We start from the raw sequence: 26,190 nt of genomic DNA, 5'->3' as shown, positions 1-26,190 counted from the left end.
CCCGAGAGAATACACGAAGGAAATCGGACGGGCGTTTCACGGAGGAGCCGTCGGCGTTATCGGTTGTCCGGATAGCAGAAAGCGTAATCCTCGCATCCGGGACAGCCCGGCGCGCAGGTCGGCGCTTCACCTCGCGCGTGCGCGACTTCCTGCGCGAGAAACTTCTTCCAGCGCAAATTCGCGACATTGCGCGCGATGAGATCGGGATAGTGACGCCCGAGCATGTCGGTGACGTCGTCGCGTCTGGCGAGGCCGAGATCGCGCCACAGATGATCGGGCCGCAGCGACGCGGCGGAAATGATCGCCGCGAGACACACCGCGTCTTCCCGATGCCGCGCCGCCGTGCGGTCGTGCCACATCAGGAGGCCGCGCAGATCGCGCACGAACGGCCAGTGCGCCGACCAGAGCATCGCGCCCGGCGGACGATCGATCTTCGCGCCGGGAAAATGCCGGCCGATGAGCCGCAAGAGCGCGCCGGCGTCGAGGCCGAGCAGAAGCAGATCGCCCGATTCCACGCGCGCGCCGATGAGCCGCGCGAACAGCACGGAATCGGGCGCATCGGGATGGGCGGCGTGCGCGAGCAGCGCACGCGCTGATTCGTTCATCGATGCGACGCGCCGAGCACGTGCGCATCAACGCGCACGAGGCGCTTCATGTGGCGCGGCGCGTGCACCGTGTCCGCGCCCGACACGAGCACCGGCAGGCCATCCTCGATGCCGAGTTCGCGATCCGCGCACTCATACGCGATGATCACCTGCGCGCCGATCGGCGTATTGAACAGCTCGTGCCACGAAAACGTCACGGCATAGCCGTCGTGCGCGTGCGCGAGAAACACGGTGCGCTTGAAATCCGTGTTGTCCGGGCGGCGCACGCCCGCCGCGTCGAGCAGCGCGCGCAACTGCACGCCGCGATAGCTTCCCATCGGACGGATGTAGCGGCCCGTCGAAAAGCACACGAGGTCGAACGGCTCGATGCTCGCGCACGCGAATTCGCGCAATGCGGCAAGATCGAGCGTGAGCGGCCTTTGCACCGCGCCGCCGATCTCGACGACAACGGGTTGAGCGGCGATCGACGGCGAAGGAATCGAGTATGCGAGGTCCATGAATGTGGCCTTGAGCAGCGTTATGTCTCCGAATATATTACGACGTCCGGCGCGATGCCATGTTTCTCGCGGCATATCGGACATGATCTTCGGCTTATCGACGGGAGAAGCGCATGAATCGGCGCCTGATGGCGGCAATCGCGGTATCGGTTTTCCTCGCGGCGTGCGGCTCGGTCGCGCCCGGCACGACCGCGCAGAAAGTGCCGCTCGCGGGCACGCCGAACGGCGTTGCGGTGCGCGATTCGGACGGCGCGGTGTTCGTCACCGATGACAGGACCAACGGCATCGTGATGACGACGCATATCGGCGACGATGACGCGCCCGCGTTCTCGGTCTATGCGCGCATTCCGGCGGCCGCGGGCGAGCGCACCGGCTTGAGCCAGATCGCGTTCGCGCCGAACGGACATCTGCTCGTCGAGCAATTCGGCTTCGGCACGGCGGCCGCGGTCTTCGATGTCGCGCCGAGCGGCCAGGTCGCGCTCGCGTCGGACACGAATTCCGCGCGGCGGCGTCTCGGTCTGCTCGTGCTCGACAGCGGCACGTTTCTGTCGAGCTGGTTCGTGAAGGAAGGCAGCGCGCCACCCGAAGGCGGCGTCAGCGTGATCACGCGCGGCACGGCGCCCCGGCAGATGATCGAGCGCGACATCGTCACCGGATTGGAGAAGCCCGTCGGGCTCGCGGCGGTCGGCGACATGCTCTACGTCAGCGATCAGGCCGCGAATCGCATCTACAAAGTGGATTTGCAGGCGGCGCGGGCGGCGAGCGCGCCCGTGCCCGCGAGCGATGTCTTCGCGACCGTCGATGCGCCCGACCTGATGGCCGCGTCACCCGACGGCACGCTCTACACGAAGTGCGGCGCGCACGCCGTGTGCAGCTTCTCGACGCGCGGCCGGGCCACCGTCGTCGCCGACGGCTTCGAAGCGCCGCGCGGCGTCGCGGTGGATGTCGCGCGCAAACGGCTGATCGCGGTGGACCGGTCGAGCGCGCCGGACAAGCCGAGCGCGCTGCGCATAGTGCCGATCAAATGACGCTGCGTTAGCGCGGCGACGACCAGCCCTTGTAGCTGCCGACGTTCTCGCGCGTGACGAGCGTCGACGGCAGCAGGATCGTCGTGCTGCTCGGCTTCTTGCCGTTCATCAGGTCATAGCCGACGCTGACCGCCTGCTGCGCCATCGCCCACGGATCCTGGCTCGCCGATGCCTGGACCATCGTGTCGGACTTGAGCGCCGTTTCGATATCGGGCGCGCCATCGACCGATGTAATCACGATGTTGTTCCGATGCAGCTGCTTCGCCGCGAGGTCCGTGCCGATCGCTTGCGGATCGTTGATCGCGAACACGCCGTCGAGTTTCGGGAAGCGCGTGAGATAACCCTGCATCGCGTTCATGCCGCCTTCTCGCGAGCCTTTCGCGTCCTGATCGTCGGACAGGATCTTGATGCCCGGATTCTTCGCGAGCACGGTCTTGCAGCCATTCACGCGATCGATCACCGCCGATACCTGCGGCCCGTTCTCGATCACGACGTTGCCCTTGCCGTTGAGCTTCTTCGCCAGAAAATCGCAGGAGATTTCGCCGGCCTGCACGTTGTTGGTCTGCACGGTCGCGTCCGCGCCCGCCGCCGCGACATCGACCGCGATCACGACGATGCCCGCCTTCTGCGCTTTCTTCACCGCCGGCTCGATCGCCTTCGGATCGACGGCGTTGAGCAGAATCAGATCGACGTGCGCCGAGATGAAATTGTCGATCTGCGTGAACTGCTTGTTCATGTCGTAGTCCGACGACACCGCCTGCACCTTGGCGTTCGGGTTGATCGACTTGGCCTTCGCTTCCGCGCCCCGCGAGATGGTGACGAAGTACGGGTTGCCGAGCGAGCCGACCGTGATGCCGACGGACTTCAACTGCTTGTCGGCGGCGTGCGCCGACAGCGACAGGGTGAATCCGAGAGCGAGTGCGACGCTGGCGAAAAGCTTATTGTGTTTGCGCATGTTGTTGTCTCCAGTTGGTCCTTTTTTCGAGAGCGGGCGCACGCGGACCGAGTGCGCCCGGATAGCGGGAATCAGGTGCGAGCCGAGCCGCGCTGACGGTAACGATCGAGCGCCACCGCGCCGATGATCACGAGGCCCTTGATGATGTACTGCCAGATATCCGACACGCCGAGCAGCACGAGGCCGTTCGTCAGCACCGCGATGATGAGCGCGCCCACCAGCGTGCCGACGATCGAACCCACGCCGCCGACGAAGCTCGTGCCGCCGAGAATCACCGCGGCGATCGCATCGAGTTCATACGACTGGCCGAGCTGCAAGCCGTTCGCGGCATAGAGACGCGCGGCGGACATCACCGCGCCGAGACCCGCGAGCAAGCCCGAGATCGCGTAGACGAAGAGCTGGATGCCCCACACCTTGATACCCGAAAGACGCGCCGCCTCCGGATTGCCGCCGACCGAATAGATGCGCAGGCCGAGCACCGTGCGGCGCAGGACGAACCACGACACGATCACGACCGCAATCGCGATGATCACGAGCCAGGGCACGCCGAAGAGCGTGTCGTTGCCGATGAACGCGAACGACAGTTGCGGATTGAAGATGGTCGTGTCGTGGCCGATCAGCCGCGCGATGCCGCGCACCGCGGTGAGCGAGCCGAGCGTCACGATGAACGGCGGCAGTCTCAGGAGCGCGATCAGGAGACCGTTGACGACGCCGAAGCCGAGGCCGACTGCGAGCGCGGCCGGAATGCCGAGCCATCCCCAGCCCGGAATATTCGACGCGAGCAGCGCGGTGACCGCCGCCGCCGACAGCACGGAACCGACCGACAGGTCGATGCCGCCCGTGAGAATCACGAAGGTCATGCCCGCTGCGAGCACGATGTTGATCGAAGCTTGCTGCGTGACGATCGACAGATTCTGGAAGCTGAAGAAGCCGTCCGTCACGACGCCGAAGCCGATGCACAGCAGGATCAGGACGGGCAGCATACCCGCGGTTCGCATCAGCACCTGCATGCGCTCGCGATGTTCGATGCGGTTCTGTCGTTGCGATGTGCTTTCCGCCTTCGCAACCGGCGTGGTGCCCGTGTCGTGGTGTTTCGTCGTGTTAGCCATGTCTCTCTCCAGATTCCTTGGTGTCTTACGCCGCCTGATCGAGCGCGACCTTCGAGCCCGTCGCCAGTTCGATGATCCCTTCCTGCGAAATCGGCTTGCCGGAATGGCCGCCGAGTTCGCCCGCGATTTTGCCTTCGCGCATCACGAGCACGCGGTCCGCCACGCCGATGACTTCCGGCAGCTCGCTCGAGATGACGATCACGCCGACGCCCGAGCGCGCGAGATCGTTGATGATTCGATAAATCTCCGACTTCGCGCCGATATCGACGCCGCGTGTCGGCTCGTCGAGGATCAGCACCTCGGGCTTCGTTTCGAGCAGACGCGACAGCAGCACCTTCTGCTGATTGCCGCCCGACAGCGCGCCTACGTTCACGCGCATGTTCGGCACGCGGATGGTGAGCGCGGCGATCGCGTCCTTCGCACGCGTGTTGCCGCGCGGCAGATCCATCACGCCCGCTTTCGCGTCGCGTCCGGCGACCGTGATGTTGATGTTGTCGCGCACGCTCATGTCGAGGAAGAGGCCCTGGCCCTTGCGGTCTTCGGTGAGATAGACGAGGCCCGCGTCGATTGCGTCGCGCGGCGTGCGCAGTTTCACCGGCTTGCCGTGCATCGACACTTCGCCGCGCGCCTTTTCCTCCGCGCCGAAGATGAGGCGCGCAAGCTCCGTGCGGCCCGCGCCGACCAGTCCCGCGATGCCCAGCACTTCGCCCTTGTGCAGGTCGAGGCTGCATCCTTTCACGCGATTGTTGTCGGCGATATCGCGCACGGACAGCACGACGTTGCCCGGATCGTAAGGCGCGTGCTGCTTCTTGTAGAAGCCGGAGATATCGCGGCCGACCATCATCTTCACGAGGCTGTCGGCGGACAGTTCCTCGCGCATCAGCGTGCCGACGTACGATCCGTCGCGCAGCACCGAGACGCGATCCGACAGCTCATAGATCTCCGCCATCCGGTGGCTGATGTAGATGATCGCGATGCCCTCCGCGCGCAGCGTGCGCACGAGCTCGAAGAGACGATCGGTTTCGCGCGACGAAAGCGGCGTGGTCGGCTCGTCCATCACGAGGATGCGCGCATGTGCATGCACGGCGCGCGCGATTTCGACGAGTTGCCGCTCCGCGATCGACAGATCGCCGACGAGCGTATGCGGCTTGAAGCTCGCGCCGAGGCGTTTCAACACATCCTCGCAGCCGCGCTCCATGCCTTTGCGATCGACCAGCCTGTTGCGCCGCAGCTCGCGTCCCGCGTGGATGTTCTCCGCGACGGAAAGATTCGGCGCGAGGCTCAGTTCCTGATAGATCACCGCGACGCCGAGCGCGCGCGCGGCGAGCGGCCCGTCGATGGTGACCGGCTTGCCGTCGATGAGAATCTGGCCGCCCGCGTCGGCCTGATACGCGCCCGACAGGATCTTCATCAGCGTGGACTTGCCCGCGCCGTTTTCGCCCATCAACGAATGCACTTCGCCGGGATAGACGGACAGGCGCACGTCGTTGAGCGCGCGCACGCCGGGAAAGGTCTTGCTGATGCCGCGCATTTCCAGAAGCGGCGTTCGGGTGGAAGGGTCATGCGGCATGGTTCACCTCTTGGGTTTTGATGCCCGCGTGGCGAATCGCCGCGCGCGGTGAGAAGTTGAAGAACATCGGCAACGTGGCCGCGCCGATCGCGCCCGCATCCGGGCCGAAGGAGCCGCGCACGAGCGTCGGGGTGCCGCGCGCTTCGGGCGCGTTGGCGGTAAGCGTCGTCGAGAGGCGCTTGACGAGCTGGTCGAGCAGGCCGCCGTCGATATCGGCATCGATCACGACCAGCGGCACGTCGAGCACGCAGAGCGTCGCGCGCAGGGCGGGCGCGAGCGCCTCGATGCAGTCGTCGATCCATTCGTCTACAGCCGGAAGACGCTGCTCGATGCACGCCTGCAAGTCGATGCGGTTGTCCGCCGCCGCGCCGCAGTAGTGGAGATGCCGCACGAGCGCGTTCAGCGACGCGCGCGACAGCAGGATGTCCCACGGTCCCGCGGGTTGCGGCGCGGACGGCAGGCGGCTCGGCGGCACGGGAATCACGCCGATGTCGCCCGCATTGCCCGACGCGCCGCGCAGACAGTCGCCGTTGATCGCGATGCCGCCGCCGATCGCCGAGCCGAGAAAGAGATAAACGAAGTCGTCGCAACTGCGGCCGTGACCGTAGAAGAGTTCGGCGGTCGCGGCGGCGTTGCCGTCGTTTTCGCTGAAAACCGGCAGCGACAGCGCGCGGCCGAGTTCATCGGCGAAATCGGTTTCGTCCCAGGCGCGGAAGGTTTCGGCGGGCAGGCCGAGTTCGCGCAGCCAGCTGCCGAGATTGAACGGCTGCGCGATGCCGACGCCCGCCAGCCGCTCGCGCTCCGGGGCCGAGAGCAGGCCGAGCATCTTCGCGATATCGCGCCGCACGATCTCAAGCGCCTCGGCCGGATGCGGCAGCACGGCGTCGAGTGCGCTGCGCGCGAGCACGTCGCCGGCAAAATTCACGAGCACCGTCTCGATGCCCGTGCGATCCAGCCGCACGCCGATACCGAACGCGCCGCGCGGATCGAGCCGGATCAGCGACGCGGGCTGGCCGCGCTGGCCTTCGAGACGGCGGCCGGTGTATTCGATCAGTCCCGCATTTTCCAGCGACTCGACGATGCTGCCGACCGCCGTGCTCGTCAGATTCGCGTGACGCGCGAGTTCGGCTTTCGATGCCGGCTCGGCGCGCCGCAGCGCCTGCAACAGCAGGCGCTCGTTGTACCGGCGCACGGTTGCGGAGTTGCTTCCTCTGCCGCTTGGGGATTTCACGCGCTGTCTCCGAAGGACGGCCATCGAGTCGCGGCCATTAATTAAATCAAGTTGATTTATTTAAGACCGACGGCGCATCGAAGTAAAGGAGGGAAATCCCGGAGCTGCTTTTTAAGTATGTATTGAGGAAGCGGTCGCATGAGGCGCGATGCGTTGAGGTCGCAAATCGCGGACCCGGTGCGCTTCCACACTAGGCGATGCAACCGGCAGTGCCAAGCCGCGCGCCGATGCTTTCCGCCGAGCTTACGGACGGCGATAAACCAGCTTTCGACGGGCGGCGCGCGGCGAAGCGCCCGGCGGATCGATGTGCTATCGTCGGCGACACTTTTCGACACTTCCTTCGCCGTTTCATGTTCTCGATTTCCCAAGCCACGCACGCCAGCAAGGCCGCGCAATACGACGAGCTGCTGCAGCAAGCCCGCGCGCTCATCGCCGATGAAAGCGACTTCATCGCCAATGCCGCGAATTTTTCGTCGCTCGTCTATCACTCGCTGCCCGATCTCAACTGGGCCGGCTTCTATCTCTTCGATGGCACGGAGCTCGTCGTCGGGCCGTTTCAGGGCAAGCCGGCGTGCGTGCGCATCGCGCTCGGACGCGGCGTCTGCGGCACGGCGGCGCGTGAGCGGCGCACGCAGGTCGTGCCGGACGTGCATGCGTTTCCCGGGCATATCGCGTGCGATTCGGCGTCGCGTTCGGAGATCGTCGTGCCGCTCGTCGCGAGCGATGGCGCGCTGATCGGCGTATGGGATGTGGATAGCCCCGTGCCGAACCGCTTCGACGATGAAGACGCGCTCGGCATGGAAGCGCTGTGCACGGCTTTCGTCGCGCTCGCGTGGGGCAAGCAAACGGAGCGTTGATATGTCCACCGGGCCGACCGATAACGGCGTCGTCACGATTGCGAGCGCGCACGGCGCCATCGCCACCGCCGACAAACTCGAAGCGCTGATCCGCGCGCGCGGACTGATGCTCTTCGCGCGCATCGACTTCAGCGGCGACGCCGCCCGCGCCGGCCTCACGATGCCGCCGAGCCAGTTGCTCGTGTTCGGCAATCCGCAGGCGGGCACGCCGCTGATGCAGGCCGTGCCGACCGCCGCGCTCGATTTGCCGCTCAAGGTTTTGTCGTGGGAAGACGCGGACGGCCGCGCGTGGCTCTCCTATAACGCGACGGAATATCTGCGCGCGCGTCACGGGCTCGACGCCGACGCCATGAAGCCCGTCAGCGGCGTAGCCGCGCTCGCGGAGGCGGCGGCGCGCTGACATTCCGACGTCATCGGCGGCCGGACGCCTGCGTCTACAATGAGACGTTTTCCTTCCGTCTCAATATTCCATGACGAGCCTTGTCCGCCGACGCCTGCTTGCCGCCTGCGCCCTGAGCGCTTGCGCGGTCGTGCGTGCGCGCGACGTGCGCGCGGCGTCCGACAAGGCCACCGTCGCGCTCGTCATGAAGTCGCTGAACGATCCGTTCGTCACGTCGATGATCGAAGGCGCGCGCAATTACCAGCGGCACTACGCGTCGCAGCTCGATCTCGCGACGAACGGCACGCTCACGGACAACGACGTAGCCGGGCAGATCCACATCGTCGAAACGCTGATCGATGCGAAAGTCAACGCGATCGTCATCGCGCCCGCGGATTCGAAGGCGCTGCTGCCGGTGGCCGTGAAGGCGATCGGGGCGGGCATCATCGTGATCGCGATCGACAATCCATTCGACGAAGCCGCGCAGGACGCGGCGAACATCACGATTCCGTTCGTCGGGCCGGATAGCCGGCGCGGAGCGAAGCTCGTCGGCGCGTATCTCGGCTCGAAGCTGAAGGCGGGCGACGAGGTCGGCATCATCGAGGGGCCGCCGAACGATCTCAACGCGCAGCAGCGCACGCTCGGCTTCAAGGATGCGATGAACGCGGCGGGACTGCGCATCGCCGATGCCGACAGCGGCGACTGGACCGCGGCGAGCGGCAAGTCGATCGCGTTGCAGATGCTTTACGCGCATCCGGATGTGCGCGGCCTGCTCTGCGCGAACGACAATATCGCGATGGGCGCGATCGACGCGATCCGTATCGCCGGCAAGAAGGGCCGCGTGCTGGTGACGGGCTACAACAACATCGACGCCGTGCAGCCGATGCTCGACGATGGCCGCCTGCTCGCGACGGTCGAGCAGTTCGGCGCGCGGCAGGCGGTGTTCGGCGTGGATGTCGCGGTGAAGGCGTTGCTCGAAAAGCGGCGGCAAAGGGATTTGTCGCCGTATATGGAGACGCCGGTTCAGCTGGTGACGAAGGGGCAGGCGAAGGGGTTTCGGTTCGGGGCGTCGTGAGAGGGCTTCAGCTTGCCTGGCCGGCGTTCCCCAACAACCCGCGCGCCGCAAGACTCTGATACAACGCCCTCACCCCAAACGTCCAGGGCTCGATCTCGGTCGACAACCTCACCGTATTGACCAGCGCCCCGAGGCTGGGCGTCGAGATCGTCACGACATCGCCGAGATGATGCGTGAACCCGCCGCCCTTCGTATCGCGATCCTTGATCGGCGAGAACATCGTGCCGAGGAACAGCATGAAGCCGTCCGGATACTGATGATGCGCGCCGTGCGTCTGCGTGACGAGATCGGCCGGATCGCGGCTGATTTCGCTCATGTGGCTCACGCCGTCGAGCACGAAGCCATCGTCCGCGCCTTCGATACGCAGCGACAGGCTCGAAGCGCGCACCGAATCCAGCGTGAAGCGTCCATCGAACAGCCGCACGAAGGGGCCGATCGCGCACGACGCGTTGTTGTCCTTCGCCTTGCCGAGCAACAGCGCGCTGCGGCCTTCGATATCGCGCAGATTAACGTCGTTGCCGAGCGTCGCGCCCACGATCTCGCCGCGCGCATTCACCGCGAGCACGATCTCCGGTTCCGGGTTGTTCCATTGCGATGTCGGATACAGGCCGACGTCCGCGCCGAATCCCACCGACGACATCGGCTGCGACTTCGAAAACACTTCCGCGTCCGGCCCGATGCCGACTTCCATGTATTGCGACCACGCGCCGCGTCGCTCGAGTTCGGCCTTCAGCTTCGCCGCGCTTTCGGAACCCGGCTTGATCTTTGACAGATCCGCGCCGATCAGCTTGTTGATCGTGTCGCGCACTTCCTGCGCGCGGCTCGCGTCGCCGCCGGCCTGTTCCTCGATCACGCGTTCCAGCAGACTCACCGCGAACGTGACGCCGCACGCCTTCACGGCCTGCACGTCGCAGGGCGCGAGCAGGCGCAAGGCATCGGCGGAACCGTCGAGCGTCGCTTGCAGCAGATCCTGAACGTTGCCGAGATGCTCGCCTTCTGCATTGCGGGCGATGTCGAGCGCATCGGCGCTGTCGAAGAGATCGGCTGTCGTCGGCGCGGCGCGCGTGATGTCGAACACCTCACCGCGGCGCACCGCGACGACGGCGGGACCGTTCACGGGCGCGGGACGCCAGACACGGCCGATCAGCACGGCGTCGGCGAAATCTTCGGGCAGAAAGGAGGAGACGTTGACGGTTTGCATGTAGGCGAATGACGGGCGGGAAGGGAAAGGCGATCGTAGCCCGCGTGCGTGGCAGTGTCCATCGGGTTGATTATTTATCCAACCTGTTGGAATATTCGCACATGGAAAAAACCTACGACGTCCCCGCGCTGCGCCGCGCAAGCGACATTCTCGAAGCCCTCGCCGCCGCCGCGAAACCGGTGCGCGCCGCGTCGCTCGCCGAAGAGACCGGCCTCTCGCGCAGCACGGTCTATCTGATGCTCGAAACGCTCGCGCGCATGCAATGGATCGAAAAGCACGACGACGGCTACATGATCGGCGTCGGCCTTTTCGAGCTCGGCAACGCATACGTGCGTCACGACAAGCTGCAGGCCGCGTTTCGCGAGGGCGCGGGCGCGTTCATCAACAAGCACAACGAGGTCGTGCAGCTCGCGGTGCTCGACGGCGTGCAGGTGGTCTATATCGCGCGGGAGGATGCGCATCGTCCGGTGCGGCTCGTGTCGGATCTCGGCTCGCGTCTGCCCGCGCACTGCTGCGCGCTCGGCAAGGCGCTGCTCGCCGGAATGACCGATGAAGCCGTGATCGAACGCCTTCCCGAGCGTCTCGAAGCAGTAACGCCGCGCACCATCACGCGGCGCGCGGCGTTGTTACGCGAACTCGCGTCGATCCGCGCGAGCGGGCTCGCCGTCGAGCGAGAGGAAGTCGCCGAAGGTCTCGCGTGCTTCGCGGCCTATGTCGGGAGGACGCCGGCGGGCAAGCGCGTCGCGGTATCGACGAGCGTGCCCATCGGACGGCTCGATCCGAAGCGTGAAAAGCAGATTTCGATCGGCATCGTGCAACTCGCATCTCACTTGCGCGCGTCGCTCTGACGATGCGACGCGTGCGCGTCCACGCGGCCCGCCGAAGCGGCGAAGCGCGCCTCGATCGATGCCATTTCCTTCTCCGCATGCAGCGGCGCCGCCGCGTGCGCCGCGATCAGCACATCGCAGCGTGCGTGTGAGCAGACAACGTCGCGCAGACGCGCTTCGCCGTGACGCCAGCCGGTATCCGCTTCGCCGCCGAGCACGATGAGATCCGCGCCTGCCGCTTTCGCCTCCTTCGCGATCAGCTCGCCGACGCTCGTGCCGTCGAGCGGCTGCGTGATGCTGCGCGCGACGCCGTCGATGCCCGCGCTGTCGATCAGGCGCGCCGCATAGCGTGTCACGGCCCGCGCGTGATCGTCGATGACATCGAGCGTGTCGCCCGGATTGCTGTCGGCGGTGACGATGGCCCACCACGGCATCTGATCGACGATATGCAGTGCTGTGAGCCTCGCATTGCAGGCGCGGGCGCGCGTGATGGCGGTGGTCAGGGCGCTTTCGCTGAGGCTCGTGCCGACCGCGACGAGAATGTGCTTGTACATGATGGGTCTCCGGTGTGGTTCGCTCAGACCGGATGATCGGCGCGCAAAGTTAGCTGCAAATGAGCGCGAGCCTGCATCTTTTACAAAGGAACTTAACAATCGCGCGACCGGGCTTCGGCGCGCGCCGGCTGCGCTTTTCGCGCCAGCCCGCACACACGTTCGGTTTCGAGCGCATCGCGCTGCCTGGGGAACGGTGTTTGCTTCCCGTCGCCCGAATGCCTTTGCACGAGCGGCATTCGCGCATTCCACGCAAGTTCAGCCTGCGGTTCCGCCCGGCGTTCGTCCGGGAACCACCCGAAAGTGAGCGGCGATGTCAGATCGAGACGACTCCGATACCCAAGACGACGCGCGCGAACGCGAGCGCGCGTCTTCGCACGGCGATGCATCCGATAAAGACAAAGATGCGAAGGACGACAAAGAGAAAGACGACGGCGACGACGAAAAGAAGCCCGCCAAAAAGCCCGGCAAGAAGCCGCTCATCATTCTGGGCATCGTGGTCGTCGTCTTGGCGATCGGCGCTTTCGTCTGGTGGTTCCTGACGCGCAATCAGGTCAGCACCGACGACGCCTACACCGACGGCGACGCCGTCACGATTGCGCCGAAGGTATCGGGCTACGTCGTGACGATGAACATCGACGACAACCGCTTCGTGCATCGGGGCGATCTGCTCATCAAGATCGATCCGCGCGATTATCAGGCGCAACTCGATCAGGCCAGCGCGCAACTCGGACTCGCGCAGGCGCAACTGCATGCATCGGAAACGCAGCTCGAAGTCGCGCGCGTGCAGTATCCCGCGCAGCTCGCGCAGGCTCAGGCGCAGGAGCTCACGGCGCGCGCCAATCTCGTGCAGGCGAGCGCGGCTTACGAGCGTCAGCATTCCGTCGATATTCGCGCGACCTCGCAACAGAACATCGATACCGCCGACGCGCAGCAGAAAAGCGCGCAGGCGAACGTCGCGCAGGCACGCGCGCAGGTGCGCACCGCGAGCCTCGTGCCGCAGCAGATCGCGCAGGTGCTCGCGACGGTCGAGGAGCGGCGTCAGCAGGTGCGTCAGGCACAGGCGCAGGTCGAGGCGGCGCAACTGAATCTCTCGTACACGGAACTGCGCGCACCGGCCGATGGCTGGATCACGAAGCGCAACGTGCAATTCGGCACGTTTCTGCAAGCGGGCACGTCGATTCTCACGCTCGTCACGACGCGCGTCTGGGTCACCGCGAACTTCAAGGAATCGCAACTGGATCGGATGCAGCCGGGCGACAAGGTCGATATCGATGTCGATGCGTATCCCGCCATGAAGCTGCACGGTCATGTCGACAGCGTGCAGCTCGGCAGCGGTTCGCGCTTCTCCGCGTTCCCGGCCGAAAACGCGACGGGCAACTTCGTGAAGATCGTGCAGCGCGTGCCGGTGAAGATTCTCATCGACGATGGACTGAAGCCGGGCACGTCGCTGCCGCTCGGACTGTCCGTCGTGCCGACCGTCATGCTGCGGCATTGAAACCATGAGCGATACCACCGCGCAACACGATCACAGCGGCTGGAAGCCGAGCGCGAATCCGTGGCTGATCGCCGTCGTCGTGACGCTCGCGGCGTTCATGGAAGTGCTCGACACGACCATCGTGAACGTCGCGCTGCCGCACATCTCCGGCACCATGTCCGCGAGCTACGACGAAGCGACGTGGACGCTCACGTCCTATCTCGTCGCGAACGGCATCGTGCTGCCGCTGTCCGCGTACTTCTCGAAAATTCTCGGACGCAAGCGCTACTTCCTCATCTGCATCGCGGCGTTCACCGTCTGCTCCTTCATGTGCGGCATCGCGACGAATCTTGGGCAACTCATCATCTTTCGTATTTTGCAGGGCTTCTTCGGCGGCGGCCTGCAGCCGAGCCAGCAGTCGATCATTCTCGATACCTTTCCGCCCGAGCAGCGCGGCCGCGCGTTCTCGATCTCGGCGGTCGCGATCGTCGTCGCGCCCGTGCTCGGCCCGACGCTCGGCGGCTGGATCACCGATAACTTCACGTGGCGCTGGGTCTTTCTCATCAACGTGCCGGTGGGCGTGCTGACGACCATCGCGGTGACGCAGTTCGTCGAAGACCCGCCGTGGGAAAAGCGGCAGGACCCGAAGAAGGTGGGCATCGACGTGGTCGGCATCGGGCTGATCGGGCTCGGGCTCGGCTGTCTGCAAGTGTTTCTCGATCGCGGTGAGGACGACGACTGGTTCTCGTCGAACTTCATCGTGACGTTCGCGGTGCTCGCGGCGGTGGGTATCGTCGGCGCGACGGTGTGGCTCTTGTACGCGAAGAAACCCGTGGTCGATCTGCGCGTGCTGAAGGACCGCAACTTCGCGCTCGGCTCGGCGGCGATCGTCGGTTTCGCGTCGGTGCTTTACGGAAGCGCCGTCTTGATACCGCAACTCGCGCAACAGCAACTCGGCTACACCGCGACGCTCGCGGGTCTCGTGCTGTCGCCCGGCGCGATATGCATCGTGTTTCTGATCCCCATCGTCAGCAAGTTGATGAATGTGATCCAGACGCGCTTTCTCGTGGCGTTCGGCTTCTTTCTGATGGGATGCGCGTTGCTGTATTCGCATCATCTCGTGCCCAACATCGACTATGTGACGCTGACGAAGATGCGCAGCGCGCAGTCCATCGGCATCGGCTTTCTGTTCGTGCCGGTGACGACGCTCGCGTATCTGTCCTTGCCGAAATCGATGAACAACGACGCGTCCGCGCTCTTCACGATGTTCCGCAACGTCGCCGGCTCGATCGGCATATCGCTCGCGACCGCGATGATCCGCGAGCGCACGCAGGCGAACATGGCGCATATGGTCGAGCATCTGACGCCGCTCAATCAGCCCTACAACGAAGCGGTGCAGCGCATCGCGCGCACCCTGATGGACTCCGGCCAGACGATGACGCAGGCGATGTCCGCCGCGACCGGCCAGATGTACAAGACGCTCGTTTCGCAGGCGACGATCCTCGCGTATCTCGATGTGTTCGCCGCGTGCGCGATCTTCGCGTTCCTGTTCATTCCGCTGACGTTCTTCTTTTCGCCCGTGAAGGCGTCGGGCCAGGCGGGAGGGCATTGAGATGAGATTACGTCACAGTATGCCGATGCTCGCGCTCGCGTTGAGCGCCTGCGCGGTCGGCCCCGACTACACGCCCCCGAAAGCCGATGTCCGCGCCGACTGGAGCGACACGCAGCGCGCACAGAACGCGCCGGACGATCCGCGCGTGCCGCATGCGGATTCGCCATCGACGGCGCAGACTTCGGCCGATCCCGATCCGCGCTGGTGGAAGCAGTTCAACGATCCGACGCTGGATTCGCTGATCGATCGCGCGGTCGCGGGCAATCTCGATTTGCAGAGCGCGGTGCTGCGCATCGCGGCGGCGCGTGAAGAAAGCGTGTCGGCGGCGGCGCAGGGCTTGCCGCAAGTCAGTGCGAGCGCGAGTGTGAAGCGTCAGCAACTGGGCGTGAAAGGCCTGCTCGAATCGCAGGGCGTGTACGACCGGCTCGACAGTCTCGGTGCGAACGGCGCGCAGATACGTCAGGGCATCGACTCGGCGACGGGGCCGGTCACGCTCTTTCAGGACGGCTTCGATGCATCGTGGGAACTGGATCTCTTCGGTCGCGTGCGGCGCTCGGTCGAATCGGCGAATGCGCAGACGCAGGCCGAGATCGAAAGCCGCAACGATGCGCTCGTGTCGCTTGAATCGGAAGTCGCACGTACGTACGCACAGCTGCGCGGCGCGCAGACGATCAAGCAGATCACGCTCGCCGAAATCGACGCCGAGCAGCAGATTCTCGACCTCACGCGCGAACAGGCGCGCGTCGGCCTGACGAGTCAGCAGGACGTGCAAAGCGCGAGCGCGCAAGTCGGATCGTTGCAGGCGCAACTGCCGACGCTCGATGCGCAGATCGCGCAGGCGCTGAACGGCCTCGCCGTGCTGACCGGCAGCGCGCCGGGCACGCTGGACGCGGAACTGTCGGATGCGCTCGCGGTGCCGCCCGTGCCGCCGACGGTGCCGGTCGGCTTGCCATCGACGCTCGCGCGCCGGCGTCCCGATATCCGTCGGGCCGAAGCGCAACTGCATTCGGCGACGGCGGAAGTGGGCGTCGCGGTCGCGCAGATGTATCCGGATATCTCACTAACTGGACAAGTGGGCACGCGTGCTACGAAGGCGCGCTATCTCGCGCATTGGTCGAGTTTGTTCTGGTCGATCGGGCCGAGCATTTCGCTGCCGATCTTCGAGGGCGGCGCGTTGCGTGCGAACGTACGTGTGGCGAAGGCGCAGGCGGGGCAAGCGGCGTTGCAGTATCGGCAAACCGTGCTCAATGCGTTGCAGGAAGTGGATAACGCACTGGTTTCGTATCGCACGGAGCAGGACCGGCGCGCGGCGCTCACGCGCACCGTCGAAGCGAACCGCGTCAGCCTGCAACTCGCGACGGAGAGCTATCGCAAGGGCATCACGCCCTTCGTGACCGTGCTCGATGCCGAGCGCCAGCTTGCGCAGACGCGCGAGCAACTCGCGCAATCGACGGTCAACGTGACGACCGATCTCATCGCTGTCTACAAGTCGCTCGGCGGCGGATGGCAGGACGATGAATCCGCGACCGCGCAAAATTAACGGCGGCGCTTTTTCCAGTCGTAATCGGCGGGCGGATCGGCGACGCCCGGCTTGCCGACCGCATGCGGGTTTTCACTGCATAGCGTGACGAAGCCGATGTCGTCGCCATCGGCCTGGCGCTTGCGCAGCGCTTCCGCAAAGCGCAGCGCGTCGGCGAGCGCGTTTTCATCGAACCTCTTGAAGCGTGCCGCGCCCTCGATATCAGGGTTGCCGCCGAGCCAATACACGACGAACATCGTTTAGCCTCTCGTTTGGGGATGTATGCACCATCGTCACGCACGGCGATGAAGATCCTGCACGGCGCCCGTGCATCGGCGCGCCGCGACAGCCACCGGGTAATCCCGAAGTGTAACGTCGGCGAGCCGCATGACGCCTGACGATGACTTCCGAACGCTCGCGAGGGAATGATCGTTGCTGTCATCTCCATCCATTCCGAGGCCCAAACGATGCAACGACACGACCGTGTTCCTTCGCAAGCGCTGTGGCAGATTCCGCCGTGCGCGACGCGCCACGACGAGCCGCGCGTGCTCATCGCCGATGACGATCTGGAGGCGACCCGCGCGATCTGTCTTGCGCTGGAAGACGCCGAGTTCACCGTGCGCGCGGTGCACACGGGGCTCGACGCGGTGTCGATCGCGCGCAAATGGCGGCCGGGCGTCGTGCTGCTCGATCTGATGATGCCGCTCGGCGATGGCTGGGAAGCCGCCGAAGCGATCCGCGCGATCGATATTTCGATGTTGCTGATCGCGCATACGAGCCGCACGGACCCGGAAGACCTGACGCGCGCGCAGCGCACCGGCTTCAACGGCTACTTCGTCAAGCCGACGGAACTCGACGGGATGATCGCGGTGCTGCGCGGCTATTTTTCGACGCGGGAAGGCGAGGGCGATCACGCATCCGTGCGCGTGCGCTGAATGACATCGAGCTTCAGCACGAGATGGTTGATATCGCGCTGGGCGTGCTCTTTCAGCATGTCTTCCCAGTACTGGCAATAGCCGGCCCAGAACGGCATCTGCGTATGCGCGGATGCGGCCGTCGGCAGAGGATCGGGCAGCATCCGGCTCAGACGGTCGATCTCCTTGTGCTTCCATTGCAGCAGCGCGCGGCGATATCCGCGTCGCGGCGGGCACATTTCGTTCATTCTCGCGACGGCGATCGAAAACCCCTCGGCTGGCCGCGATGCCATCTTCGTGAGCACCGCTGTCTGCGGGCGCGGGCCGCGTTCATGGCAGATGATCGCGCCGATCTGCCCAAGGATGTACATCGCTTTCGCCATTGGCGGCTCGGAATGGTCTTGCATGGCGCCTCTCGATTTATCGTTATGAGTCTTCTTGCACAGGCGCTCGAAGTTACCTCGGACTTGATGTTGATACGCTGTACTTTGCGTATTAATAAGATACCGTATTAGGACTGTTCTGAATTGTGCATCGACAAAAAGATACAGTGGTGAACAATTCGCTGCGCTGAAGACGGATCCCGAACTGAATCGGAAATCGAAACGCCCGAGACGAAATGCACCTACGAAGGATGCCGAAACAAATAGCGATCCACGTGCATGCCCGGCCGAATCGTGTTACACATTGACCAATCCGGATGCCATGCACGACGGCATTTCAGCCTTTCAGCGGTTTCCAACTCACTTTCACCGAGCCTGAATTTGTTCGTCCGACGACTCGCGACGCTCTGGCGACTTGGCCGCGCGTTCGTGCATGAAAGCCATCAGACGCACCTGACCGACGACGGCGCGGCGATGACGCGCGTCGCGCGCTTCTTCGCGACGCATGGCGCGCGTGCCGCGCCGCTCGGCGCCGGCGTGCCCGCGCTCTCGCAGCTTTCACGCGTGCTGGAGAACGCATCCGGCGCGCTCGCGCGTCATCCCGCGCTTGCGGAAACGGCGGTGCGCGTCGCGCTTTCCGAACTCGACGGACTCTTTACGCCCTACGATGCGGAACGCTTTCGCACGGCTTGCAAAGCGGCGTTTCCCGCCACGCTGTCCTTCGAACTCACGGCGCTGAGCGACGTGCCGCTACGCTCGGGCGTCGCGGAGCAGACGCACGTCGCGCGCATCGGCGCGTTCCCCGTGCGCGTCACGCTGCTGCGCGCGGACACGCGTGCCGAACTCGAAGACGATCTGGATCTCGCGCTCGCGGCGGCGCGTTTCGCGGAGCGACGCTCGACGAAGGCGCGCGACATGCATCCGGTGGAATGGGTTCGTCGCGCGCGAGAGAGCGTCGATGCAATGATCGACTTGCGTCAGCGCGCGGCCGATCAGAGTTACCTGCGCTTCCAGCTGCGCGAGGACAACCGCCTCGCCGTGCCCGAAGTGCTCTGGGACTATTGCAACGACGCCGTGCTGACCACGCGCGCGATCGAAACGGCGGCGCTGTCGGATGCGGAAACGCTCGCATCGTGCGGGCTCGATCAGGCCGACGTCCTCGCGACGCTCATCGAAGCGTTCTTCGAAATGGCGCTGGGCGTCGGGCTGTATCACGCGGGACTGGATGCGGCGGGCGCGCGCGTGAGCATCGAGCCGGACACGCGCGGCCAGATCGTGCTCGAAGCCGATAACCCGATGATGATCTTCGCCGCTCACGAGCGCGATTTTCTCGTCGGCGTGTCGCATGCGCTCATGGAGGGCGATCACAAGGCGGCGGCCCGCGCGCATCTGGAGCACGGCCGGCCCGGCGCGAACGTGACGCATCACGAGGTGCGCGTCGAAGCGACGTATCGGCGGGAGGCGGAGCGTTTCGCGTCGCCGCATGCAAGGCACGGCGCGGGCGTCGCGCATCTGTTCGGCGCGATCGGCAAGGCGCCCGCCGAGCATATGTTCAGCGCGGCGCACGGGCGCATCGCGTCGCGGGCGGTGTTGCTGTCGAGAGCGGCGGAAAGGATCGAGCGTGTCGCTGAGGACATCGCGCCGGATGTCGATGTGTGGAAGATCGCGCGCAAGGTCATCGTGCGGCTCGCCGCGGATCAGTTGAGTTTCCGAAGTCTGGCGGCGCGCCTCGCGCATGAAGCGACGCACTGGCCGCATACGCTGCCGCGGTTGCCGTCGCTCATCGCGCACTACGCGGCGGCGACGCAACGCACGCGCGGCACGGTGTTTCGTTAGCGCGTGCCCGGGCTCATGCGCTCCGCGATCGCGCGGCACGCTTCCCTGAGCGGCGTGATGTAGGTTTCGAGCGGCGTCGCGCTCTTTCGGAACAGCGGAATGCTGACGCTCACGCAGCCGAGCGTCGCGCCGTTCGCGCCGACAATCGCGCTGCCGTAGCAGAAAATCTGCGCTTCGTTTTCCTCGCGGTCTTCCGCGTAGCCGCGCGTGTGCGTCGCGTCGAGTTCGGCGTCGAGCGCTTTACGATCGACGATCGTGTTCGGCGTGAAGCGCGCGAACGCGATGCCTTGCAGGAGCGCGTCGCGTTCGGCGGGCGATTGCGTCGACAGATACGCCTTGCCGACGGAACTCGAATAAAGCGTCACGCGCGTGCCGATGCGCGAAGCCATGCGCACCGCGTGCGGACTTTCGAGCTTTTCGACATACACCATTTCCGAGCCGCTGCGCACCGCCAGATGCACGGTTTCCTGCGTTGCGTCGCGCAGCGTCTGCAAGGCATCAGCAGCGGCAATGCGCAGGTCCGAGCGCTCCCAGCTTCGGCTCGCGAGCGACATCAGACGCGGGCCTAGCGCGTAGCATCCGCCACGCGCGCTTTCGACCACCAGCCCTTCCGCGAGCAACGCGCCGACGATGCGATACACCGTCGGGCGCGGATAGCCGCTCGCGGCCGTGAGACGCGCGATGGTCGGCGGCTCGTCGGCATCGGCGATGAGTTGCAGCACCGCCATGAACTTCGAGAAGGCGGCGGTGCCGGAGGCCTTGGCGGCGTCGAGAGAAGTGGTGTCTGAAGGCATGATGCGTGAATCATGCCACGAGATAACCGCCATCGACGGGCACGATCGCGCCCGTCATGAACGACGCCGCCGGCGACGCGAGAAACGCCGTCACCCGCGCGACGTCTTCCGGCAGGCCCCAGCGCTTCATCGGCGTGCGTTCGAGGATCGCTTGCGAGCGGCCGTCGTCTTCCTGAAGCGCCTGCGTGAGCGGCGTCGCGATCCAGCCGGGCGCGACCGCATTCACGCGGATGCCGTCGGCGGCGTAGGCGATCGCGAGCGACTTCGTCAATTGCGCGACGCCGCCCTTGCTCGCGCTGTACGCGGGCACGAGACCGCCGCCGAAGAACGTCAGCATCGACGCCGTGTTGACGATCGAGCCGCGGCTCTTCGCGAGCAAGGGGCGCGCGGCCGCGCACATGCGCATCGTGCCGTTCAGATTCACGGCGATGACGCGCTCGAACGTTTCGATGTCGTGCTCGTCGCCGCGACGGATCATGCCGGCGCAATTGACGAGCACGTCGAGCGTGTCGAGCGTCGCGAACAGCGCGGCGGTGCTGGCGGCATCGGCGACATCGAGCGCGGCGAGTTCGATGCCCTTGCCCAAGGCGTCGCGCTGGTCATCGGTCGGCGCGAGCCCCGCCGCGACGACACGCGCGCCGAGCGCCGCGAACTGCTGCGCGATGCCCGCGCCGATGCCCTGCGTGCCGCCGGTCACGACGACGGTCTTGCCCTTGAAGAGATCAGCTTGAAAAGTCATAACGGTGTGATTTATACGGCGGGTACGGGCGCGGCCTGCTGCTCGGCGTCTTCGATCGGCGAACGCACGACGAACATGTAGACGAGCGCGGCGGCGAACGCGACGCCCGCGCTGATCAGGAACGCGTTCACGAACGAGTGCGTCTTGTCGACCACGAGACCGGTGATGAACGGCGCGAACGAGCCGCCGAAATAGCCGCCGAAGTTCTGGATGCTGCCGAGCGACGCGACCATGTGGCGCGGCGCCGCGACGGAAACAAGCGCCCAGGCCGCGCCGCTCGCCATGTTGACGAAGAACATCGCGGCTGAGAGATAGACGATCGCGAGCGTGAGGTTCGGCGTGAACGCGGCCGGCACCGTGAAGAGCGCGCCGCCGATGAGGCCAGAGCAGATCGGCCACTTGCGGCTGCGGATCGGGGCGACGCCGCGCGCCATCAGGCCATCGGCGATAAAGCCCGACGACAGCATGCCGAGCGTGCCCGCGAGATACGGAATCGTCACGACCCAGCCGGTCTTCGCGATCGTCAGATGACGCTCGTGTTCGAGATACGCGGGCAGCCACGTGAGGTACAGCCACACCATGTAGATCACGCCCATGAAGCCGAAGATCATGCCCCACGTGGTCGCCTTGCCGAAGAGGCCGCGCCATTCCGCGAAGGTCATGTTGCGTTCCGCGCGCTGCGCCGGCTCGCCTTCGGTCAGATGCGCGAGCTCATGCGCTTCGAGCTTCACGTCGCGGCGATTGCGATAGACGATGTACCAGCCGATCGACACCGCAATGCCGAGCGCGCCCATGATGACGAACATGTTGCGCCAGCCGAAGTTGAGCAGGAGCACGGTGAGGATCGGTGGCGCGAGCGCGGGTCCGATCGTCGATGACGTGACGAAAATGCCTGTCGGCTTGCCGCGCTCGCGTTGCGCGAACCATTCCGACACGACCTTCGCGCCCGCCGGAAACTGCGGCGCCTCGCCGATGCCGAGCGCGATGCGCGCCGCGAGGAACTGATGCAGGTTCGTGACTAGCCCGCCGAACAACTGCGCGACCGACCAGACGAACATGCCGAGGCCGAGCATGATGCGCGCGCCGAAGCGGTCGAGCATCACGCCGATGGGCAACTGCGAGAATGCATAGGCGAACGAGAACGCGGAGAGCAGCAGGCCCATCTGCGAAGCGGAGAGGCCGAGTTCCTGCGTGACGGAGTGATTCGCGATGGATAGCGTGCTGCGATCGAGATAGTTCACGATGCCCGCGAGCATCAGAAACGCGATCGCGACGATCTGAACGCGCTTCAGGCGCGGTGATTTTTCCAGCATGGTGTCTCCTCCGAATGCTCTTTTGAGTCTGCTAGAGGTGGTTTGGGAAATTAACGAATGAACTGATCGACGAAATCCGCGCCGAGACCAACCGACTCGTAGTGCTTGCGGCACATGTCGACCTTGGTGAACACGTCCTCGTAGCCGGTGTAGTTGCCGTACGGGTCGCAATAGAACATCACGCCGTTCACCTGAAAGTAGGTGATCATCTCTTCGACGTCTTCCGGCACGTAGAGCGTGTGCGTTTCGCCGGGCGGCTCGAAGACGTAGCTGCCTTCGGTCGCTTCCCAGTCGTGCTCCAGATAGCGCCAGCGGCCTTTCAGCACCATGCCGTGAACGGCCTGCGGATGACGATGGCGCGACAGCACGCCGGATTTGCGCACGCGCAAAAGGTTCATCCAGTACCCGGTCGATACGTTCAGGCACAGCGGACGGAACCAGACGTTTTCGGCTTGCGGAACCCATTCGCGCTCGTCGACAGGAATCGCGGCAGGGACGACGATTTCCTTTTGCGCTTCTTTCGGGAAGGGAAGTTGATACGGCGTCATGGCGTCCGCCGCGGGCTTTGGCGCGCTCATTGCGTCTCCTTGTCCATATTGTGGATGATGAATTCAAATTATGGACAAATATTCTGCCTCGTTCGGAGAATTGTCAAGATTCTTCATCGGATGCCGAATTCGTGCAGGACGCAGGCAGATTCGCGGACAAAAAGAAAGCGGACCCGCAAGCGGGCCCGCCTTTCGATTCGCTCGATGAAGCCGAGCGAGTTATCGCGCCATCATCAGCATATGCACGTTATGCATCACCCAGACCGTGCCGACGATCAGAATCAGCGACATGAGAATGGTGTATGCGAACGACATCGCATGCCAGCGCTGTCCCTTCGACGCGTTCACGTGCAGGAAGAACACCACATGCACGATGACCTGCACCGCAGCGAGCACCGCGAGCGCGACGATTGCGCTTTCGCCCCTGAACGCGCCCGATGTCGCTGCCCAGAACGACGCCACGGTCAGCACCACGGCCAGCACGAAGCCGATGAGATATCCGCGCACGGTGACGTGCGGCAGGTCGTTCGAATTGGTATGAGCATGTGCCATCAGACGACGCTCCCGAGATAGACGAAGGAAAACACGCAAATCCAGACGATGTCGAGGAAGTGCCAGAAGAGGCTCAGGCAGGCGAGGCGACGCAGCTCGCGCTCGTTCATCTCGGGATTGCTCGCGATCTGCACCGCCAGCACGACCAGCCAGATCAGGCCGATGGTGACGTGCAGGCCGTGCGTGCCGACCAGCGTGAAGAACGACGACCAGAACGCGCTGCGTTGCGGACCCGCGCCTTCGGCGATCAGATGCGCGAACTCGTGCACTTCCAGCCACAGGAAGCCCGCGCCCAGCACGAACGTGACGAAGAGCCACGCGAGCGCCGCACCCGACTTCTTGCGCGTTGCCGAGATCATCGCGAAACCGAAGGTCAGGCTGCTCGTGAGAAGCAGCGCCGTTTCGTACGCGACGTCGGTCAGGTTGAATAGATCCTTGCCCGTGGGGCCGCCTGCTGTCTGCATCGCGTACATCGCGAAGGCCGCGAAGAGCGACGCGAACAGCACGCAGTCGGTCATCAGGTAGGCCCAGAAGCCGAACACCGAATGAGGCTGATGCTCGTGCTCATGGTCGTGCGCATGCTGCGCGGAAAGTGTCGATTGCGACATTACATTGCCTCCAGTTCGAGTTCGCGCTCCGTAGCGGCCTTCACAGGCGACTTCGGCGGACGATTGCGCTCTTCGGTCGACTTCACGGTCGCAGCCGGGATGATGAAGCCGGCGTTCTCACGGAAGCTGTAGCCGATCACCGTCGCGACGATGCCGACGAGACCCGCGACCGCCAGCCACCAGATGTGCCAGATCGCGGCGAAGCCGAATGCGAGCGCGAACAGACCGATCACGAGACCCGCGCTCGTATTCGACGGCATGTGGATGTCGCGGTACGGACGCGCATCGATGCGGCCGTGTTCCTTGGCATCGGCGAAATCGTCGAGTGCGCGCACGGCCGGGATATTCGCGAAGTTGTAGACGGGCGGCGGCGAGCTCATCGTCCACTCGAGCGTGCGGCCGTTCCACGGATCGCCGCTGATGTCGCGATACGCGGGCTGATTGCGGCGGACGATGCTCACGACGATTTGCAGGACCTGGAACACGACGCCCAGCGCGATGATGCCCACGCCGACAGCAGCGGCGATGAAGAAGGGCTGCCATGCCGGGTTGTCGTAGTGATTCAGGCGGCGCGTCGCACCCATGAAGCCGAGGATGTAGATCGGCACGAACGCGACGAAGAAGCCCACGAACCAGCAGATGAACGCGTTGCGGCCGAGCTTTTCGTCGAGCTTGAAGCCGAACACCTTCGGCCACCAGTACTGCACGCCCGCGAAGTAACCGAACACCACGCCGCCGATGATCGCGTTATGGAAGTGCGCGATCAAAAACAGCGAGTTGTGCAGCACGAAGTCCGCGCCCGGGATCGCCAGCATCACGCCGGTCATGCCGCCGAGCGTGAAGGTGATGACGAAGCCGATGGTCCACAGCACGGGCGTCGTGAACTGCACGCGGCCGCGATACATCGTGAAGAGCCAGTTGAAGATCTTCACGCCGGTCGGGATGGAAATGATCATCGTCATAATGCCGAAGAAGGCATTGACGTTCGCGCCCGAGCCCATCGTGAAGAAGTGGTGCAGCCACACGAGGAACGACAGCACCATGATGCAGCACGTCGCCCAGACCATCGTCTTGTAGCCGAACAGCGGCTTCTTCGAGAACGTCGCGACCACTTCCGAATAGATGCCGAACGCGGGCAGAACCAGGATGTAGACCTCGGGGTGACCCCAGGCCCAGATCAGGTTCAGGTAGACCATCGGGTTGCCGCCGCCGTCGTTCGTGAAGAAGTGCATGCCCATGTAGCGGTCCAGCGCCAGCAGCGCGAGCGCCACGGTCAGGATCGGGAACGTGGCCATGATCAGCACGTTCGAGCAGAACGCCGTCCACGTGAAGACGGGCAGCTTCATCCACGTCATGCCGGGCGCGCGCATCTTCACGATCGTGACGAAGAAGTTCACCGCCGTCAGCAGCGTGCCGATGCCGGACAACTGCAACGCCCAGATGTAGTAGTCCACGCCGACGCCCGGATTGAACTGCGTCTCGGAGAGCGGCGGATACGCGAGCCAGCCTGTCGAAGAGAACTCGCCGATGAAGAGCGACAGGTTGATCAGGATAGCGGCCACGGCCGTCATCCAGAACGACAGCGAGTTGATGAACGGGAAGGCCACGTCACGCGCGCCGATCTGCAGGGGCACGACGAGGTTGAAGAACGCGACCAGCAGCGCCATGGCCATGAAGAAGATCATGATGGTGCCGTGGGCCGAGAAAATCTGGTCGAAGTGATGCGCCGGCAGATACCCCGGCGAATCGAGCGCGATGGCCTGCTGAATGCGCATCATGACGGCGTCGGCGAAGCCGCGCACGAGCATCAGCCCGGCGACGACGAGATACATGACGCCGATGCGCTTGTGATCGACCGAAGTCAGATACTCGCGCCAGAGCCAGCCCCATTTGCCGAGTTTGGTGAGAAGGGCGACCGTACCGAGTGCGAGGATCGCCATGAAGACGGTCGCCCCCATGATGATGGGCTCGTGGTACGGGATCGCCTCAAGCGTTAATTTGCCGAACATG

General features: G+C 64.8%; 27 protein-coding genes. 10 read left to right on the top strand and 17 right to left on the bottom strand.

All coding sequences use genetic code 11. From position 1 onward, the window contains the following. Positions 1–56 precede the first annotated feature (56 nt). Complete coding sequence (locus tag PQR08_RS22335; RefSeq protein ID WP_250485754.1) at positions 57–605, bottom strand: nitrogen fixation protein NifQ; 549 nt, start codon at positions 603–605, stop codon at positions 57–59. Next, positions 602–1,102 (bottom strand): molybdopterin-dependent oxidoreductase, encoded by a 501-nt coding sequence (locus tag PQR08_RS22330; RefSeq protein ID WP_250485755.1) that lies wholly within the window; start codon positions 1,100–1,102, stop codon positions 602–604. The genes PQR08_RS22335 and PQR08_RS22330 overlap by 4 nt, the downstream gene beginning before the upstream one ends. 113 nt (positions 1,103–1,215) lie before the next feature. Between PQR08_RS22330 and PQR08_RS22325 the strand changes: the two genes are divergently transcribed. After that, positions 1,216–2,130, top strand: coding sequence for an SMP-30/gluconolactonase/LRE family protein (locus PQR08_RS22325; protein ID WP_250485756.1), 915 nt, complete (start codon positions 1,216–1,218; stop codon positions 2,128–2,130). A 7-nt stretch (positions 2,131–2,137) separates the two neighbouring features. On the opposite strand, the gene PQR08_RS22320 is transcribed toward PQR08_RS22325, so the two are convergent. The 4 genes from PQR08_RS22320 to PQR08_RS22305 form a co-directional block, all read right to left on the bottom strand. Continuing rightward, a complete protein-coding gene (locus PQR08_RS22320) occupies positions 2,138–3,085 on the bottom strand; it encodes an ABC transporter substrate-binding protein (RefSeq protein ID WP_187608482.1) in 948 nt (315 codons plus the stop codon). A gap of 71 nt (positions 3,086–3,156) precedes the next feature. Continuing rightward, positions 3,157–4,113: an ABC transporter permease subunit gene (locus tag PQR08_RS22315; RefSeq protein WP_371883985.1), complete on the bottom strand. Its 957-nt coding sequence runs from the start codon at positions 4,111–4,113 to the stop codon at positions 3,157–3,159. 106 nt (positions 4,114–4,219) lie between these two features. Continuing rightward, entirely contained in the window at positions 4,220–5,764 is a 1,545-nt protein-coding gene (locus PQR08_RS22310; RefSeq protein ID WP_250485757.1) for a sugar ABC transporter ATP-binding protein, read from the bottom strand. Then, the gene (locus PQR08_RS22305) at positions 5,754–6,995 is read right to left on the bottom strand and encodes an ROK family transcriptional regulator (protein WP_250485758.1); all 1,242 of its coding nucleotides are present in this window, start codon (positions 6,993–6,995) and stop codon (positions 5,754–5,756) included. The genes PQR08_RS22310 and PQR08_RS22305 overlap by 11 nt, the downstream gene beginning before the upstream one ends. Positions 6,996–7,345: 350 nt before the next feature. On the opposite strand from PQR08_RS22305, the gene msrC reads away from it, so the two are divergent. The 3 genes from msrC to PQR08_RS22290 all read left to right on the top strand — a co-directional run bounded on the left by msrC (position 7,346) and on the right by PQR08_RS22290 (position 9,306). Then, a complete protein-coding gene (msrC, locus tag PQR08_RS22300; RefSeq protein ID WP_250485759.1) occupies positions 7,346–7,852 on the top strand; it encodes a free L-methionine (R)-S-oxide reductase MsrC in 507 nt (168 codons plus the stop codon). A 1-nt stretch (position 7,853) separates the two neighbouring features. Then, positions 7,854–8,252 (top strand): DUF302 domain-containing protein, encoded by a 399-nt coding sequence (locus tag PQR08_RS22295; RefSeq protein ID WP_250485760.1) that lies wholly within the window; start codon positions 7,854–7,856, stop codon positions 8,250–8,252. Between the two features lie 70 nt (positions 8,253–8,322). Then, positions 8,323–9,306, top strand: coding sequence for a substrate-binding domain-containing protein (locus tag PQR08_RS22290; protein ID WP_250485761.1), 984 nt, complete (start codon positions 8,323–8,325; stop codon positions 9,304–9,306). A gap of 7 nt (positions 9,307–9,313) precedes the next feature. Here PQR08_RS22290 and PQR08_RS22285 read toward each other — a convergent pair whose 3' ends face one another. Next, complete coding sequence (locus PQR08_RS22285) at positions 9,314–10,507, bottom strand: fumarylacetoacetate hydrolase family protein (protein WP_250485762.1); 1,194 nt, start codon at positions 10,505–10,507, stop codon at positions 9,314–9,316. A gap of 101 nt (positions 10,508–10,608) precedes the next feature. Between PQR08_RS22285 and PQR08_RS22280 the strand changes: the two genes are divergently transcribed. Then, positions 10,609–11,355, top strand: a complete 747-nt coding sequence (locus PQR08_RS22280) for an IclR family transcriptional regulator (protein WP_250485763.1) — start codon at positions 10,609–10,611, stop codon at positions 11,353–11,355. Here the strand turns inward: PQR08_RS22280 and PQR08_RS22275 are convergent. Further along, a complete protein-coding gene (locus tag PQR08_RS22275; protein ID WP_250485764.1) occupies positions 11,334–11,888 on the bottom strand; it encodes a universal stress protein in 555 nt (184 codons plus the stop codon). The two genes, PQR08_RS22280 and PQR08_RS22275, sit on opposite strands and share 22 nt — an antisense overlap. Positions 11,889–12,198: 310 nt before the next feature. On the opposite strand from PQR08_RS22275, the gene PQR08_RS22270 reads away from it, so the two are divergent. The 3 genes from PQR08_RS22270 to PQR08_RS22260 are packed head-to-tail and all read left to right on the top strand — an operon-like array spanning position 12,199 to position 16,514. Next, positions 12,199–13,383 carry an HlyD family secretion protein gene (locus tag PQR08_RS22270; RefSeq protein WP_250485765.1) on the top strand — a complete coding sequence of 395 codons (1,185 nt, stop codon included), beginning with the start codon at positions 12,199–12,201 and terminating at the stop codon, positions 13,381–13,383. A 4-nt stretch (positions 13,384–13,387) separates the two neighbouring features. Continuing rightward, positions 13,388–14,974 carry a DHA2 family efflux MFS transporter permease subunit gene (locus PQR08_RS22265; RefSeq protein WP_250485766.1) on the top strand — a complete coding sequence of 529 codons (1,587 nt, stop codon included), beginning with the start codon at positions 13,388–13,390 and terminating at the stop codon, positions 14,972–14,974. Position 14,975: 1 nt separating this feature from the next. After that, positions 14,976–16,514 (top strand): efflux transporter outer membrane subunit, encoded by a 1,539-nt coding sequence (locus PQR08_RS22260; protein ID WP_250485767.1) that lies wholly within the window; start codon positions 14,976–14,978, stop codon positions 16,512–16,514. Here the strand turns inward: PQR08_RS22260 and PQR08_RS22255 are convergent. Further along, positions 16,511–16,750: a hypothetical protein gene (locus tag PQR08_RS22255; RefSeq protein ID WP_106855302.1), complete on the bottom strand. Its 240-nt coding sequence runs from the start codon at positions 16,748–16,750 to the stop codon at positions 16,511–16,513. The two genes, PQR08_RS22260 and PQR08_RS22255, sit on opposite strands and share 4 nt — an antisense overlap. Positions 16,751–16,960: 210 nt before the next feature. Between PQR08_RS22255 and PQR08_RS22250 the strand changes: the two genes are divergently transcribed. Further along, positions 16,961–17,428: a response regulator gene (locus PQR08_RS22250; RefSeq protein WP_238210716.1), complete on the top strand. Its 468-nt coding sequence runs from the start codon at positions 16,961–16,963 to the stop codon at positions 17,426–17,428. Here PQR08_RS22250 and PQR08_RS22245 read toward each other — a convergent pair. Next, a complete protein-coding gene (locus tag PQR08_RS22245) occupies positions 17,404–17,814 on the bottom strand; it encodes a hypothetical protein (protein WP_238289674.1) in 411 nt (136 codons plus the stop codon). The two genes, PQR08_RS22250 and PQR08_RS22245, sit on opposite strands and share 25 nt — an antisense overlap. 357 nt (positions 17,815–18,171) lie before the next feature. Here PQR08_RS22245 and PQR08_RS22240 point away from each other — a divergent pair, with 357 nt between their 5' ends. Further along, on the top strand, positions 18,172–19,626 hold the full coding sequence (locus tag PQR08_RS22240; RefSeq protein WP_250485768.1) for an AarF/UbiB family protein: 1,455 nt from the start codon (positions 18,172–18,174) through the stop codon (positions 19,624–19,626). Here PQR08_RS22240 and PQR08_RS22235 read toward each other — a convergent pair. The 7 genes from PQR08_RS22235 to cyoB form a co-directional block, all read right to left on the bottom strand. After that, positions 19,623–20,420 carry an IclR family transcriptional regulator gene (locus PQR08_RS22235; protein ID WP_035502304.1) on the bottom strand — a complete coding sequence of 266 codons (798 nt, stop codon included), beginning with the start codon at positions 20,418–20,420 and terminating at the stop codon, positions 19,623–19,625. The genes PQR08_RS22240 and PQR08_RS22235 overlap by 4 nt on opposite strands. Before the next feature lie 10 nt (positions 20,421–20,430). Then, positions 20,431–21,159, bottom strand: coding sequence for an SDR family NAD(P)-dependent oxidoreductase (locus tag PQR08_RS22230; protein WP_238289679.1), 729 nt, complete (start codon positions 21,157–21,159; stop codon positions 20,431–20,433). 11 nt (positions 21,160–21,170) lie between these two features. Beyond that, a complete protein-coding gene (locus tag PQR08_RS22225) occupies positions 21,171–22,472 on the bottom strand; it encodes an MFS transporter (protein ID WP_238210711.1) in 1,302 nt (433 codons plus the stop codon). A gap of 50 nt (positions 22,473–22,522) precedes the next feature. Continuing rightward, positions 22,523–23,050: a 2,4'-dihydroxyacetophenone dioxygenase family protein gene (locus PQR08_RS22220; RefSeq protein WP_187608464.1), complete on the bottom strand. Its 528-nt coding sequence runs from the start codon at positions 23,048–23,050 to the stop codon at positions 22,523–22,525. A gap of 189 nt (positions 23,051–23,239) precedes the next feature. Continuing rightward, positions 23,240–23,572 (bottom strand): cytochrome o ubiquinol oxidase subunit IV, encoded by a 333-nt coding sequence (gene cyoD / locus PQR08_RS22215; RefSeq protein ID WP_250485769.1) that lies wholly within the window; start codon positions 23,570–23,572, stop codon positions 23,240–23,242. After that, on the bottom strand, positions 23,572–24,180 hold the full coding sequence (gene cyoC, locus PQR08_RS22210; RefSeq protein WP_250485770.1) for a cytochrome o ubiquinol oxidase subunit III: 609 nt from the start codon (positions 24,178–24,180) through the stop codon (positions 23,572–23,574). Before cyoC ends, cyoD begins: the two co-directional genes overlap by 1 nt. After that, complete coding sequence (cyoB, locus tag PQR08_RS22205) at positions 24,180–26,189, bottom strand: cytochrome o ubiquinol oxidase subunit I (protein ID WP_250485771.1); 2,010 nt, start codon at positions 26,187–26,189, stop codon at positions 24,180–24,182. Before cyoB ends, cyoC begins: the two co-directional genes overlap by 1 nt. Between the last annotated feature and the right edge of the window lies 1 nt (position 26,190).

The sequence above is a fragment of the Caballeronia jiangsuensis genome (genome assembly GCF_046030135.1).
Lineage (GTDB): Bacteria > Pseudomonadota > Gammaproteobacteria > Burkholderiales > Burkholderiaceae > Caballeronia > Caballeronia jiangsuensis.
The sequence above is the reverse complement of the archived record's forward strand: the minus strand, read 5'-3'. Positions and strand labels throughout refer to the sequence as shown.

Coding starts and splice junctions, on each gene's coding strand:
- PQR08_RS22335 (WP_250485754.1), bottom strand. CDS start 605: ATGAACGAATCAGCGCGTGCGCTGCTCGCGCACGCCGCCCATCCCGAT.
- PQR08_RS22250 (WP_238210716.1), top strand. CDS start 16,961: ATGCAACGACACGACCGTGTTCCTTCGCAAGCGCTGTGGCAGATTCCG.
- PQR08_RS22220 (WP_187608464.1), bottom strand. CDS start 23,050: ATGAGCGCGCCAAAGCCCGCGGCGGACGCCATGACGCCGTATCAACTT.
- PQR08_RS22270 (WP_250485765.1), top strand. CDS start 12,199: ATGTCAGATCGAGACGACTCCGATACCCAAGACGACGCGCGCGAACGC.
- PQR08_RS22265 (WP_250485766.1), top strand. CDS start 13,388: ATGAGCGATACCACCGCGCAACACGATCACAGCGGCTGGAAGCCGAGC.
- msrC (WP_250485759.1), top strand. CDS start 7,346: ATGTTCTCGATTTCCCAAGCCACGCACGCCAGCAAGGCCGCGCAATAC.
- PQR08_RS22310 (WP_250485757.1), bottom strand. CDS start 5,764: ATGCCGCATGACCCTTCCACCCGAACGCCGCTTCTGGAAATGCGCGGC.
- PQR08_RS22230 (WP_238289679.1), bottom strand. CDS start 21,159: ATGACTTTTCAAGCTGATCTCTTCAAGGGCAAGACCGTCGTCGTGACC.
- PQR08_RS22295 (WP_250485760.1), top strand. CDS start 7,854: ATGTCCACCGGGCCGACCGATAACGGCGTCGTCACGATTGCGAGCGCG.
- PQR08_RS22285 (WP_250485762.1), bottom strand. CDS start 10,507: ATGCAAACCGTCAACGTCTCCTCCTTTCTGCCCGAAGATTTCGCCGAC.
- PQR08_RS22235 (WP_035502304.1), bottom strand. CDS start 20,420: ATGCCTTCAGACACCACTTCTCTCGACGCCGCCAAGGCCTCCGGCACC.
- cyoC (WP_250485770.1), bottom strand. CDS start 24,180: ATGTCGCAATCGACACTTTCCGCGCAGCATGCGCACGACCATGAGCAC.
- PQR08_RS22260 (WP_250485767.1), top strand. CDS start 14,976: ATGAGATTACGTCACAGTATGCCGATGCTCGCGCTCGCGTTGAGCGCC.
- PQR08_RS22290 (WP_250485761.1), top strand. CDS start 8,323: ATGACGAGCCTTGTCCGCCGACGCCTGCTTGCCGCCTGCGCCCTGAGC.
- PQR08_RS22245 (WP_238289674.1), bottom strand. CDS start 17,814: ATGCAAGACCATTCCGAGCCGCCAATGGCGAAAGCGATGTACATCCTT.
- cyoD (WP_250485769.1), bottom strand. CDS start 23,572: ATGGCACATGCTCATACCAATTCGAACGACCTGCCGCACGTCACCGTG.
- PQR08_RS22255 (WP_106855302.1), bottom strand. CDS start 16,750: ATGTTCGTCGTGTATTGGCTCGGCGGCAACCCTGATATCGAGGGCGCG.
- PQR08_RS22225 (WP_238210711.1), bottom strand. CDS start 22,472: ATGCTGGAAAAATCACCGCGCCTGAAGCGCGTTCAGATCGTCGCGATC.
- cyoB (WP_250485771.1), bottom strand. CDS start 26,189: ATGTTCGGCAAATTAACGCTTGAGGCGATCCCGTACCACGAGCCCATC.
- PQR08_RS22275 (WP_250485764.1), bottom strand. CDS start 11,888: ATGTACAAGCACATTCTCGTCGCGGTCGGCACGAGCCTCAGCGAAAGC.
- PQR08_RS22330 (WP_250485755.1), bottom strand. CDS start 1,102: ATGGACCTCGCATACTCGATTCCTTCGCCGTCGATCGCCGCTCAACCC.
- PQR08_RS22325 (WP_250485756.1), top strand. CDS start 1,216: ATGAATCGGCGCCTGATGGCGGCAATCGCGGTATCGGTTTTCCTCGCG.
- PQR08_RS22320 (WP_187608482.1), bottom strand. CDS start 3,085: ATGCGCAAACACAATAAGCTTTTCGCCAGCGTCGCACTCGCTCTCGGA.
- PQR08_RS22280 (WP_250485763.1), top strand. CDS start 10,609: ATGGAAAAAACCTACGACGTCCCCGCGCTGCGCCGCGCAAGCGACATT.